Genomic DNA, 14,153 nt, shown 5'->3' with positions numbered 1-14,153 from the left:
ACACAATTGATTATTCAAACTCTTTAAGGCAAAGCGTTAAGAATTCATCATTCTCATTTGAATGACACCAAAATAGCTGAGAACGTTTATCTATTTTAACCATTCAAATCTCCTCGCAGCTTTAAAGAAAATGAATACATCGCATATAACGACAATTGTTTGATTACTTTAAATAAAAAATAAATACATAGAAATATCTAATGATATGGGGAGAATCCATGAAAACTTTTTTTAAAATAAAAAGTGTGAATAAGGGTATGGCATTTCTATTAGATGATTTTTGTAAAAAAAAAGGGTTAGATTTTTCAAACCCTACTGACTACCATTTAAATGATCATATTCCATTTGGAGAATGGCTCAGGCGGATAAAAGAAATCAACACACAATATCCTCAAGCTGGCGTGGGATTAGACATTGGTGCTTTAGTCCAGCCAAAACATATGGGTATCGTAGCGTATATGGCGCAGTCAAGTAATACTTTAGCAGACTACATCAAAATACTGAGTCGATACGAAAAGCTATGGTTCAATTATATCCCTAAAAAAGTTCTGCTTGATGAAAACTACTTTTCAATCTCATGGGATAAACCCGCTTATTTACAAGTAGGTTTATATACTCAAGAAACGATAGTTGTTGAAGAAATACAGGTTTCTGTGCTCTTTCATCATTTAAAACAACTCATTGATTCAGGTGAAAATATTTTTCATCGTTTAGAACTTGCGATCCCTAAGCCAAATGATATAAAAAAATACCAACAATTGTTTAACTGCCCAATTCAATTTGATGCAAGTCAAACTCGGATTGTGATACTCAGCTCACTACTGGAAACTAAATTAAAATACTATGATCCTATTCTTTTAGAAATTTTATTTGACCATGCCGATATATTACTTAGTAAAATGCCTCAGGAAGATTCATTCTTAGAGTTAGTTAATCTGAGTATGTTGCAAGCACTTGAGAATAATAATGTTCAAATTCACTCTATCGCAAAGTCATTAAATCTATCGGCAAGAGCACTACAAAAATATTTAAAAAATAGAGGTTTATCATTTAAAGAAATCTTATGTAATATTCGGCAAAATTTGGCAAAAAAATATCTGCAAAACCAAAATTTATCCATAACAAAAGTTGCTTATTTACTTGCTTATAAAGACCAAACTTCCTTTAATCGTGCTTTTAAAGCATGGTATGGTGTTTCTCCTTCGATGTGGAGAAAGCAAAATATCAATAAAAAACTGGATATTAATGAAAAGTTTGAAACTCGTTTCAATGAGCAGAATGTTTATGCAAGAGAATAAAATAAGCCCATGCTTTGTAAAACACCGAGAGAATCCAGCATAAGTTGTTATTGTTACTACAAGGCATGAAGAAAAAAACTACAGCGTTCATACATAATACAAACCTTGTACCGCTGTTTTACCCTCAAAGTACAAAGTTTGATTATTTTTCTATAAGCGTAAATGATCCTTTAATCCAAATGCATTACTATGCGCTTTGTAGTTTTATTCTTACGAGTCACAAGAATTCCACAAATTACTACAACTGAGGTTACTCCTAAAGATAAGGTGGTCTCATAACTATATTGAGGCGATAAAAACATATATGCCAATACACTCATAATCACGACAATCACAAACCATGTCAGCCAAGGAAATAACCACATTTTAAAGGTAATTTGCTTCCCTATTTTTTCTAGTTTACGTCTTGAGCGTAACTGAGACACTGCAATCACTAAATAAACCACCAGCGCAATTGAACCCGTTGTTGACAGTAAAAATCCAAAAACTTGCCCAGGGAACATATAATTCACGGCGCAACAAATCAGACCAACAAAAGTTGAAGCAAACACTGCAACTGTCGGCACACCTGCATCATTAATTTTAGTCACAACTTTTGGCGCTTCTTGACGTGTACCCAATGCAAACAGCATACGTGAAGAGGTATATACAGCTGCATTCATACAACTTGCAACTGCAATAAAGACCACCATGTCCATAATCAATTTAGTTTGAGGAACATTGAGACTGACCAAGACATATTGAAATGTCCCCAATTTTTGTAAATCTGGGGAACGCCAATCAACTAAAGCAACCGCAAGGAAAATTGAAACAACAAAGAATAAGATAATTCGGTAAAGCACCAAATTGGTAGCACGTTTAATTTTATCTTGTGGATTTTTAGACTCTGCTGCTGCAATGGAAAGGATTTCAACACCGAAAAACGAAAATGCTGAAATTAAAATAGCTGATAGAACACCACCCATTCCATGCGGCATAAAACCGCCATTTGAAAATAAATGGCCAATACCACTAACATCGTGCGCTAAAGGCCAAAGCCCAAATACTGCCGATGCACCAATAAAAATAAAAAGCAGTATTGCAACAACTTTAATTAACGCAAACCAAAACTCAAACTCACCAAAACTTTTGGTACTAAAGAAATTGGCTAAACTGAGTAAAATAATAAAAGCAAAGGCATAAATAGCACTGGAAACTTGAGGAAACCATGCATGTAAAATTTCAGCACCTGCAATTGCTTCGATAGGGATCACCAAAACCCAAAACCACCAATACAACCATCCCACGGTAAAGCCTGCCCATGGGCCAATTGCTTTACGGGCATAAGTAGAAAATGAACCTGTATCTGGTTGCGCAACAGCCATTTCACCAAGCATACGCATCACCAGAAAAACGATAATACTGGTAATAATATAAGCCAGTACAGCAGCAGGACCTGCTTTGGCAATTGCAGCTGAAGAGCCCACAAATAAACCAGCACCAATAACGCCACCGATACTAATCATCGTGATATGTCGATTGGAAAGTCCTTCACCTAATTTTGTTGTTTTAACACCATTCATATTTTATTCCTTAAAAATACTTTTAAAATCGTGATCTACATTGTTAAATCCTTATTAAAAATAGAGAAAATTAATGACCTTCCCTCTATACACAAAAAATTAATTTAAGGTGGGCATTGAAAACAGCTTAGCTTCACAAACGTGTGAAGAAGGCCAACACGGGGTAATGGTTTTACGACGCGTATAAAAATGCACTCCATTTGGCCCAAAAGCATACCCATCACGGGTATATATACAGATGCCATCTCCATACTCATGATCATTAATCAGTTGCATCGCCTGTTGCATGGTTTCTATGCGAATCACTTGTAGAACAGGGTCAAAAATTTCTTGCTGATAACTGGTCATATCTGATGAAACCTGATCAATTAGCGTTGAGTCAACAAAAAATCCAGTCTTATAACCTATAGGTTTGGTATCACAACCATCGACAACGATTTTAGCACCTTGATGTTCAGCACTTTGGATAAAAGCTTGAACTTTATCGTTATGTACTTGCGAAATGAGCGGTCCAAAGTCATTTTGTTGATCTTCATGATAACCAAACTTCAGTTGTGCAATTTGAAGCACCTGATTCACCAACACGGTATTAGCAAGCGCAAATTGTTTACGGATCTCTACTGTGGCTGGTTGATATAGAGGGTGTTTTCTTGCCGACTTAACAACCAGACTGTCGTGAATAAAATATCCAACCCGCTTGAAGGATTGTATTGCATTAACATCAATCAACTTATCACCATTAAAATTTTCTAAATTGTTCATTACATTTCCTTATCTATTCTCATTCCCTTCTATACCACGTGATTTAGTGTCATTTTTGCTTAAGCGCTCATCTTACTTATTTCACCTGATAAATTGCTTCACCTACTGCATTCATCAAACTCGTTAATTGCACTTCTGTGCTGTTAAACATCGGGCCAAACTGAATGGTATCCCCGCCAAAACGGACATAGAAACCGGCTTTCCACAGTTTCATTCCAATTTCAAAAGCTCGAATCGTGGCATCGCCATCACGCGGTGCCAATTGCAATGCACCAATCAATCCACAGTTCCGAATATCGACAATATGAGGTGAACCTTTTAACTCATGGACAAGCTTTTCAAACCTTGGCGCTAAGTCAGCAGATTGAGAAATTAAATTTTCTTGTTCAAGAACATTCAGCGTTGCTAGAGCAGCGGCACAAGCAACAGGATGGGCTGAATAGGTATAGCCATGGGTGAATTCAATCGCATGTTCGGGTAGATCTTGCTGCATAAATGCATTGTAAATTTCATGGCTTGCGACCACACCACCTAATGGAATTGCACCATTGGTAATCTGTTTAGCAAAAGTCAAAAGATCTGGGATAACTTCAAAATATTCTGCCGCAGTCCATTTGCCGATGCGCCCAAAGCCTGTAATCACCTCATCAAAAATCAGTAAAATATCGTGTTGGTCACAAATTTCTCTCAAGCGTTGTAAATAACCAACAGGTGGCACGATACACCCTGCTGAACCTGAAACAGGCTCTACTATTACTGCTGCAATATTAGAAGCATCATGTAATTCAATCAGCTTGAGCATTTCATCAGCCAGCTCAACCCCACCCGTCTCTGCACAGCCTTGGGTAAAACTTAAGTGCGCTTGCAAAGTGTGAGGCAAATGATCAACATCCATCAATTGACCAAACATTTTACGATTGCCGCCTATTCCACCTAGACTGGTCCCCGCCACGTTTACACCGTGATAGGCACGTGCCCGACCAATCAATTTGGTTTTGCTTGGTTTTCCTTGAATACGCCAATAGGCACGTGCGATCTTGATGGCAGTGTCCGCAGATTCTGAACCTGAGTCGGTAAAAAATACGTGCTGCAATTTTTCCGGCATCAGCTGAACTATTTTTTCAGCCAATTGAAAAGATAAAGGATGTCCAAATTGGAATGCAGGTGAGTAATCCAATTTTGCCAATTGCTTACTCACGGCTTTCTGGATTTCAGGCAGTGTATGCCCTGCACCGCACGTCCATAGCCCTGACAATGAGTCATAAATCTCACGCCCAGTACTGTCAATTAAATACGATCCTTTTGCACCCACGATCATGCGCGGATCTTTATGAAAATTACGGTTTGCAGAAAATGGCATCCAATGGGCTTGATAATTTAAATTCATCTGCTCATTTGACTGACTGGCTTCCAATGCGTCATCACGGTCATTTGATGTATCGATATCGAACATAAGTACTCTTCTTGTTTTGTGATTATCTCTTGAGTGTACAAAGCGAAATAGTTTTGATAAATTCAAAATATCTTGAGTTTAGATATAAAAAAGCAAAACTAAATGAAACCTAAAAAATTAAACCAAGTTACTGATTTTGATATAAAGTTACTCAAAATATTTAAAACAGTGTGTGATTGTCACAGTTTCACTGCTGCCGAAAGTATCCTTGGGATCAGTCGTTCTGCCATTAGTCTGCATATGAGTGATCTGGAAAATCGCTTAGGGATTCGACTCTGTCAACGTGGTCGAGCAGGCTTCTCCATCACCGATGAAGGTCGAGAAGTTTTACAATATATTGAAGTACTGACCGCTTCGATTGAGGACTTTCGTGCCAAAATCAATCAAATGCATAATCAGCTCAAAGGTGAATTTAATATTGGTATTATTAATAACTTAGTCACGATGCCTAGTGCATATATCACCAATACATTGGCACAGCTTGCGGAAGAAAATACAGAGGTGGTTATTAATATTAGTATGAGCACAGTGTCAGATATTGAGTACCGTGTTTTGGACAATCGCTTACATGCTGGTGCGATTCCGTTGGTGAGTCCATTGTCAGGTCTAGATTATTTTCATTTATATAACGAAGAGTCTTCACTCTATTGTGGACAAAACCACCCACTCTTTCAGCATTTAGGTGAAATAAGTTTAGATGACTTAAAACGATGCAATACAGTTCTTCCCAATTACGCGATTACCCCCGATGCAATGAAGTTACATCAACGCTTGAACTGTTCAGCGACAGCAAGTGATCGAGAAGGTATTGCTTTTCTGATTCTTTCAGGAAAATTTATGGGGTTTTTACCCGATCATTATGCGAAAAAATGGGTCCAAGATGGTTTGATGCAACCCATTTTACAGGAGAGAATGCATTATAGTACACCGATATGTCTGATTACACATAAAGGGAAAAACTATAATATTATCTTAAAAACATTTATGGATATATTAAGAAAAATCGTTCAACCGATAAAATAATATACAAACATTTAAATTTGGTTATTTTTAATACGAATTAAAATATAATCCAACCTAAATAATCAGATTATATTTTAACTTATCACACAACATATTTTTTAATTTATGTTATTTATTTCACATATTAATTGGCTTAATAATAATCTACCACCAATATTTTATGCTGATCACTCTCCAAATCTTGAATTTTTAAATGCGCCATACTATTGGCATTTTTATCAACTAAGCTATTGAAATTAAAGCTATCTATTATGCTGGTTTTTCTCAGTACATCAATCGTATTATCAATCACTTTGCAATTAGAATTATTAGAATCCTTTTCACATGTAAATTCTACAATTTGCCCTTGAAAATGAATCTCCTCTGCGTAAGTGGCTAAACTTAAACTCGATATCGTTGTAAATGTTATTAATAAAAAGGATAGTTTTTTATTTAACTCCATCTCATTCCCCTCTAAAGAAATGGTGTAGTTAATTAATTACATAACCTTATTATTAATACAAGATTTTCCAATCAATAAATAAAAAAATAATTTTAAAAAATATGATTTACATCAATTAATCATATTCAATTGTGACGGTTGCCATAGCTCGTACTTTTCCGGGCATCACTTTGGTTGCAGTCTGATAGTAACGCGCAGTCATTGGCACATTATATTGAATATTATCATTTGACTTTAACGTGCCTAATTCTAGCTTGTCATTTTTAGCAATCACTTTATTCGAGTTTTTATATTGTGAAAGCAATTGTACGCCAACACCTGATGCACTGCTTCCTGCGGTATTTGTATTCGCAAGTACATTTTGAGTGCTACTACTCACCGCATCATAATCAAAGCTTAGGCTGATTTTATTGCTTTCTTCATAACCACTAGGGTTTTTACCACCATTACACAAAATGTTGAGATCAAAGGCTTGCTCACCTTGCGTTGAACCGACACCTTTAAAATCAACCTTATTTACGGTTGGCAGTGTCACGGTTTTATTAATATTTCCCAATATTTCACATGAAGAAGACGCAATAGTAATCGCATTCCCATATACCGTACTGGTTAACCAAGGCGGGCTTGGGCGTTCACCAGAACGATAACTACTATATGTGCCTGGAACCAGTGCGCCAGATCCTGTTGATGTCGCCGTTTTAACAATTTCAACAATAAAAAAACCTTCTGCCAAAACACGTCTACCACTCGCACTTCGTGTATAAGGATAATAATCGGCAAAACCAGGAGCTGTTGGTGCTTCCCGGTATAAGCGAATTCCAATCCCATCAATATTGGTGTTATAAACCGAATTACCGATCGGGCTAAGTGAATAGTTTTGAGTTAAAACAGCACCAAGTGTCCCATAACTACCACAACTATACGTCGAACCATTGGGTCTAATTGGAAAAGAGGCTTTGCGTAAAACCTTTCCTACAGGGTCACTTGGTCTCACCACAACACGTCCTACTGCCATGCTCACATCAACAGTAGAGAAACCACGATCTGGTATACATGCAGCATACGTCCCTGAACTCACAGTCCCAGCAATGAGCAAGAGAATACGATTTAAAACTTTACCGTTCATTGACATACACCTTCCGCCATAATCATATTTTGCTTTTTGTCTGCTGCTTGCGCAGAAACGTCATATTGAATGCGGCATTGCTCGTTGGCATTTTCGCCCCATTTTACTGTAACCGAGTCTGCTGTAGTATTGGTTCTTAAGTAAACCATACTACCTTGTGCAACCATCCCAATATTTTCACCTTTTGTATCAAATACTTCTGCTGCAAAAGGTAAGGTATCACCATTTTCTTTTTTACTGCGGATATAAATTGCTTTACCAATTTTAGTTGCAAAACTCACTTGTGAAATCGAACCTGCATAGGGTGCGATACGCTGACTTGTACCATCCAACTCCACATCTGTCGACATTCCTTGAGGATCAAGAGTAATATCATTTAAACGATACGGTGTTACATATGGAATCACAGCATAACCAGATTTATTGATACTTAAACCTGTTGCATTATTTACTTTTGCACCAGCTGCTTCAGGCGCATACACCAAGACCATGGTTTGTCCCTGATCTGGTCCAAACAAAACACCTTCAGGATGAGCAACAATATTACCACGTGCCGTCAACATTGCTTGTTGGTAACGGTCTGCAACACTGTATGATCCACCAACGGTCGCATAGTTTGTACGATATTGGGCATTCAAATTGGCACTAGGATTATCACCATAACGAGTAGATACAGATGTACCATAGTTAAAACGATCGCCCACTATGCCACTTACCCCAACAGTCGCATTATCTTGCGTCATAATCGAGTTAAAGTTCGCTGAGTTTTTCTTAAATGAAAGTGGCAATGAAAGGGTCAGCATATACTCAGTATCACTATTACTTATACTTGTCGCATTGTTTTCAACAATACGTTTAATTGCTGATAAACCATAAGTTAACCCACGATAGCTATTGCTATATCCGACTTGATACTGACGCGTTGTTTCTTGGCGATTCCAATAATCCACCCAAGAACCTGTTGCATAAATATTCCCCCAATCACGCGGTAAGCCCTGATTCAGAGTGATCTGAAATTCACTACGTTGTTTACCTACATGCGCTGAGCTAATGCCTTTATTATCTAGGTCTTGTACCAATATCGCATCACGTAGCTTATAAAAATTTTCTGTAGAATAACGATATGCAGCCAAAGTCAAATTGGTATCTGTTGGCGTAATTAATTTACTATAACTGATACGGAAGCTTTGCCCACTTTCACTCTTACGACGTTCAAAATCTGCTTGTGAATGTGTCACATCGACTGCGATTGCACCAATTGGCGTTGCAAAAGCACTACCCAAAGTTACTGCTGAATAGTCTTCTGAAAACTGTACACCACCATAAGCAGTGATTGAGTTATTGATACCGCGTTGATATTTCCCTTGTACAATAAATGGATCTAAATCAATATCTTTATCGCGGAATTGACCCATTGATACAGAATAACGACTCATTCCTGGGCGAAGCATTTGAACAACAGATGCATAAGGAATTGAATAGCGTTGAATCTCGCCATTGGCTTCTAAAATAGAAACTTCAAGTTCACCACCAAACCCTGTTGGGTAGAGATCATTAATTTCAAAACTACCGGGTGCAACAGTCGTTTGATAAATTAATTGACCTTGCTGACGTACTTCAACCTTTGCATTGGTTTTTGCATTACCTCGAATACGTGGTGCATAACCAATCATACTGTTCGGTAACATACGGTCATCACTGGAAAAATCCAAACCGCGATAACCAAATGAATCAAAAATTTCACCATCGGTAAAGCTTTCACCTAAAGTCAATACGCCACGGTATTGAGGAAATGCACGCTGAACATAGGTGTTAATTGAGTCATAGCTTGATTTAGATTTATTTTCTGTCGTGGTGCGGTCTTGCCACTGCCATTGACCATTATGGCGCAATTGCCAACCTGCCAAATTTGCACCAGCTGTAACCGAAGTAAACGCGTTTGTGGTTTCTTCCCCACCTTGCATTTTATTAAATGTTTTATATGCACTAGCATTATAAGATAGAAATGCAGCATTGATCCCACGATCCCATACGCTTGGATCGACATAGCCTTGGGCATTCTTTTGCATTGCAACTTGTGGAATTGAAATATCTACACGTAAACGTGAAGTATCAAATTCATAAAAAGAATCTTCAACCCATTCCTCGATTTTCTGACAACCAGTCAAAGCAAAGCTATCGCCTTTTTTTAATACCTCTGCTTTTACGCCATATTCTAATAATTGATTTGAGTTAAAGCAGGTAAAAGCATTTTGATTATTTTCAGTTGCTTTAAACACCATACGGTGTTTACCAAACCAGTTACCATTGACATAAATATCAACATTATAGTCACCTGGTAAGACAGGGTTACCATATTTAAAGCGGTTTACATCTATCTTTTTGGCATCGCCAATTAAAAAAGCCGAATCAAATTCTGCTTCTGCAGCAGCCGGAGACTTTTCAGCCTCTTTTAAGTCAGTTTCAGATGCATTAACTAAAGCAGGAATGCTGAGTGTAATAACCCCACAAGCCACATAGTAACTAATATGTCGCTTGATCCACTTGTAGCTTTGTTCATTTTTTTGCATAAAGAAGTCTGCCTATCAACAAATGAATAGGGTTTTTTACTCGCTTAATATCAGATAAATGGAATGATTAAATCATCACTGCGAAGGTGCTTTAAATTTCTCGTGTTCAAGAAACTTAAAGACTTGTGCAATCTATTAAAATTTAATATTTCGCTCTATACGACCACCATAATCATTGATTGTGGTAAAGGTCATCTTAGAGACATTAGAATTTTTTAAATTCACAGTTCCATCAGAAAATGGTTTCATCATTAAGCCTTGTGAAATCAAGTCAACGCGTTTGCCTGATTGATCCTGCATAATAGAGGTCAAGGTAATATGAAATGGTGTTGGGTTTTTTACAGTTAACTGAGTACCGTTATTGCTCCACTGTAATTTTTCAGGTGCCAAAGCGACATCTTCTTTAATTCCAGTTGGGCGATAAAAAAACTTAATACGTGATCGAATGGCAAGTTGTAAAAAGTTGTCTGGTATAACATTCTGATCTTTCGCAGAAGGTTTTGGCGGAATATCAAGAATATTTAACCAAAAAAGTGTTTCTTGAGTTTTACTTAACTCATTTGTATTAGGCAAACTGGTAATCCGTAAAGACTGCCCTTTTTTAGCTTCTACACGCGATATAGGCGGTGTAATCATAAAAGGCGCTTTTGATTGATCTGGAGTCGATTTCGCATCTCCCTCATCAATCCATGCTTGAACCAATGCAGGATTATTTCCGTTATTACTTACTTGTAAAGTAATTTCACGTGCATCAGATGGATAAATCACACGTGTACCATGAATGATGATTTCAGCATTTGCTGCACCAAACGGAATTAAAAATGCGAGTAAACCTTTTTTAAGAAAGGAGTGATTCAAGAACATAACGATTATCTCTATCTAAAACAAAGTAAAAGAGCTAGTTTGCCAGGCAATCTAGCTCCGTACCATTCAATAAAAAATTATTGATAGATAATAGTGTATTGAACAGAAGTAGTTACTTTACCAGCAGCAGATGCATCAGTTGCATAATATTCAGCATAGTAATTTAGGTCTGCTGCACCTTTGTCAGCAACATCTACCCACTGAGAGTTAGCTTGTGCACCAGAAGCACCAGCAGCAAGTACAGGGATGAATTGGTTATTTGAACCTAACAATTGAACTTGTACGTTTTTTGCACCAGTTGCATCTGTGTTGTTTAAACGACCTGTACCAAAGTCAACTGTTGAACCTGGTTCAAAATAAGTTGCAACTTTACCTTCAGAGCAGTTCGCCAAGTTGATCGTGAATGGCGTACGACCTGCGATATCACCAGTTTTAGCAAGAGTTTGCTTAGATACTGTTGGAAGAGTAACAGTGAAATCTTTACCTTGTGGAGTCACGATGTCACAAGTTTTGTCAGTCACTAAACCGTTAATTGTGATTGTGCCATCTGCTGCAAAAGCACTAGAAATTCCTAAAATTGAAACTGATGCTGCTAAAAAAATGTTTTTCATACCAAATATCCTATACAAACAAAAAATGATTAGTGTTGGTCGATGGCTATTATGCACACTGGGACAAAAATGTAAACAAAGTCACACTTTTCATAATAAATAGATACAAGCGTATATAAATTTGTATTTTTTGAGATAAATTATTTAGCCATATATTTCAATATGTTAAATAATCATTAAATTGATATTTCAGTTTTATTTAAAGAATTTTTTTTTGTAAATTTTTCATGAACAAGTTAAATTCACGTTATTTCAGCCTCAATTTAGAGCTGTTATGAATCTAGTAAAGCATCTTTTTAAGTTAATTTTGCTCGTAGAGTTTGATCAAAATTAAGCATGCTTATTTAAAAAATTTAGAATGACTGCAACCATGCAACGACTCTACTCTCCCCCCGGACTTATCCTAAGAATCAAGCACAGACATGTTTTAAGCACTATTTTTATTATTCGTGTTTCATTGCCATTAGATATTTTCAGTGAGCAATACTTGCTAAGAGAGAAAATTAATATTTGTATTTAGGAACAGGTTTATGGAGGAAATGTTCTTAGGATATCCATGTACTCTTCAATTTTTTAATGTTAAAAATCATGTAAATATTTTTTCTAATAAAAGTGTGAATTAGTTAACATATTAAAATATGTTGTGTTGGCTTCTTTTAAGCTGCCTGTATGGCAGTAGACTAGCACGACTGTGGTGGTAGAATCCGTCTACATTTCTAAGCTGCCTACTCGGCAGTGAACTCAAAGACCGAAGCAAAAATAGCCAACCATATTTTCTAAGCTGCCTACTCGGCAGTGAACTTCGTTCTAGTTAAGTCCAGTGCTGAGTTATATTTCTAAGCTGCCTACTCGGCAGTGAACAAGCTGAACCTGTAGACGATATTGCAGATCCGTTTCTAAGCTGCCTACTCGGCAGTGAACACAATTTCAAGACGAGAGGATTTTCGATCAGATTTCTAAGCTGCCTAATCGGCAGTGAACTAATTGCCTAGTAATTGTAATAAGCCCTGTTCTTTCTAAGCTGCCTACTCGGCAGTGAACTCCTTAATTTCAAGTTCGCCATTTTCTAATTCTTTTCTAAGCTGCCTACTCGGCAGTGAACGCAGACCATTGCCCTAGTAGCATATTTAAAGATTTCTAAGCTGCCTACTCGGCAGTGAACAAACAGAAAGAGAATGCTAAAAATACAACTAAATTTCTAAGCTGCCTACTCGGCAGTGAACATAAATGATGCAATATTGCACATGTATTCGTATTTCTAAGCTGCCTACTCGGCAGTGAACTAGATAATAATACGAAAGCGGTCAACGCCAATTTTCTAAGCTGCCTACTCGGCAGTGAACTGAAGCAATCGCAGATGATTTAAAACCTGAATTTTCTAAGCTGCCTACTCGGCAGTGAACGTATGTAGATCCGTCGGATCTTCAGTTTCAATTTTCTAAGCTGCCTACTCGGCAGTGAACGTGTCGAGGGTAGGTTATGGACTACATCGTTTTTTCTAAGCTGCCTACTCGGCAGTGAACTGCCATTGTATTTAATACAGCCAGCAAACTTATTTCTAAGCTGCCTACTCGGCAGTGAACTGTCTGCAGATTCCAAATGCCATTCGTACTTATTTCTAAGCTGCCTACTCGGCAGTGAACAGCTTGAGGAAAACGTTGTTGATTTATCAAGATTTCTAAGCTGCCTACTCGGCAGTGAACTTGGTTTAGATCAATTACACACGACTTCCAATTTTCTAAGCTGCCTACTCGGCAGTGAACTTTCATCTGTTGGCTGAACTGAAAAGGTAAAGTTTCTAAGCTGCCTACTCGGCAGTGAACCAATATCAAAGCCCATAAACGTCCCAGCAACATTTCTAAGCTGCCTACTCGGCAGTGAACTCGAGGAAGGCTATCGCGTAGCTCGTAAGCATTTTCTAAGCTGCCTACTCGGCAGTGAACACTCATCAATTGAATAGATCTCTTGCTCGTGTTTTCTAAGCTGCCTACTCGGCAGTGAACGGACTTTGTTTACAACTATGGCCAAGCAAATTTTTCTAAGCTGCCTACTCGGCAGTGAACTTCATTTGCTGATCGTAATATAGATTTGTGGTTTTCTAAGCTGCCTACTCGGCAGTGAACCGGTAACTAAGTTACCAAAACAATAACTCTCATTTCTAAGCTGCCTACTCGGCAGTGAACATTTTAGCGGGACTGCATTTCAACTCGACATATTTCTAAGCTGCCTACTCGGCAGTGAACTAATGATTTCACAGTCAACCTACTAAGATAACTTTCTAAGCTGCCTACTCGGCAGTGAACGATCTGAATCAATTGACTGAATCATTAGATAATTTCTAAGCTGCCTACTCGGCAGTGAACTTTTATCAAATGGCGCATTGCTTGCTGTAATTTTTCTAAGCTGCCTACTCGGCAGTGAACTATTACCTTTTTGCATGCA

The 14,153-nt window shown here is 37.6% G+C and carries 9 protein-coding genes, 1 pseudogene and 1 CRISPR repeat array (1 of these 11 cut by a window edge); of the genes and pseudogenes, 2 read left to right on the top strand and 8 right to left on the bottom strand.

The window, feature by feature from the left end; translation table 11 throughout:
* The first annotated feature begins 218 nt into the window (after nucleotides 1-218).
* Nucleotides 219-1,298 (top strand): helix-turn-helix domain-containing protein, encoded by a 1,080-nt coding sequence (locus AC4CUY_RS04905; RefSeq protein WP_336952643.1) that lies wholly within the window; start codon nucleotides 219-221, stop codon nucleotides 1,296-1,298.
* A gap of 170 nt (nucleotides 1,299-1,468) precedes the next feature.
* Here the strand turns inward: AC4CUY_RS04905 and AC4CUY_RS04900 are convergent, their stop codons facing one another.
* From AC4CUY_RS04900 to aptA, 3 genes and pseudogenes are all read right to left on the bottom strand, one after another.
* Complete coding sequence (locus AC4CUY_RS04900) at nucleotides 1,469-2,860, bottom strand: amino acid permease (protein WP_419328428.1); 1,392 nt, start codon at nucleotides 2,858-2,860, stop codon at nucleotides 1,469-1,471.
* Nucleotides 2,861-2,959: 99 nt separating this feature from the next.
* Nucleotides 2,960-3,457, bottom strand: a pseudogene (locus AC4CUY_RS04895) (aldehyde dehydrogenase family protein); the annotation flags it as partial.
* A gap of 241 nt (nucleotides 3,458-3,698) precedes the next feature.
* On the bottom strand, nucleotides 3,699-5,075 hold the full coding sequence (gene aptA / locus AC4CUY_RS04890; RefSeq protein WP_490773744.1) for an omega-aminotransferase AptA: 1,377 nt from the start codon (nucleotides 5,073-5,075) through the stop codon (nucleotides 3,699-3,701).
* A gap of 102 nt (nucleotides 5,076-5,177) precedes the next feature.
* Here aptA and AC4CUY_RS04885 point away from each other — a divergent pair, with 102 nt between their 5' ends.
* On the top strand, nucleotides 5,178-6,098 hold the full coding sequence (locus AC4CUY_RS04885; RefSeq protein ID WP_490773743.1) for a LysR family transcriptional regulator: 921 nt from the start codon (nucleotides 5,178-5,180) through the stop codon (nucleotides 6,096-6,098).
* Nucleotides 6,099-6,231: 133 nt separating this feature from the next.
* Here the strand turns inward: AC4CUY_RS04885 and AC4CUY_RS04880 are convergent, their stop codons facing one another.
* From AC4CUY_RS04880 to AC4CUY_RS04860, 5 genes are all read right to left on the bottom strand, one after another.
* Nucleotides 6,232-6,540 (bottom strand): hypothetical protein, encoded by a 309-nt coding sequence (locus tag AC4CUY_RS04880; RefSeq protein WP_336952647.1) that lies wholly within the window; start codon nucleotides 6,538-6,540, stop codon nucleotides 6,232-6,234.
* A 115-nt stretch (nucleotides 6,541-6,655) separates the two neighbouring features.
* On the bottom strand, nucleotides 6,656-7,666 hold the full coding sequence (locus tag AC4CUY_RS04875) for a fimbrial protein (protein WP_336952648.1): 1,011 nt from the start codon (nucleotides 7,664-7,666) through the stop codon (nucleotides 6,656-6,658).
* Nucleotides 7,663-10,236: a fimbria/pilus outer membrane usher protein gene (locus tag AC4CUY_RS04870; protein WP_336952649.1), complete on the bottom strand. Its 2,574-nt coding sequence runs from the start codon at nucleotides 10,234-10,236 to the stop codon at nucleotides 7,663-7,665. The genes AC4CUY_RS04875 and AC4CUY_RS04870 overlap by 4 nt, the downstream gene beginning before the upstream one ends.
* Nucleotides 10,237-10,371: 135 nt before the next feature.
* A complete protein-coding gene (locus AC4CUY_RS04865) occupies nucleotides 10,372-11,100 on the bottom strand; it encodes a fimbrial biogenesis chaperone (RefSeq protein ID WP_490773742.1) in 729 nt (242 codons plus the stop codon).
* Nucleotides 11,101-11,177: 77 nt separating this feature from the next.
* Nucleotides 11,178-11,711, bottom strand: a complete 534-nt coding sequence (locus tag AC4CUY_RS04860; RefSeq protein WP_336952651.1) for a fimbrial protein — start codon at nucleotides 11,709-11,711, stop codon at nucleotides 11,178-11,180.
* Between the two features lie 713 nt (nucleotides 11,712-12,424).
* Nucleotides 12,425-14,153: a CRISPR direct-repeat array (repeat unit 28 nt; unit sequence TTTCTAAGCTGCCTACTCGGCAGTGAAC); it runs 2,203 nt beyond the window's last position.

This window comes from Acinetobacter sp. 778_lipA (genome assembly GCF_058242985.1).
Note: the sequence above shows the minus strand (reverse complement) of the source record. Positions and strands in the feature narration are given on the sequence as shown.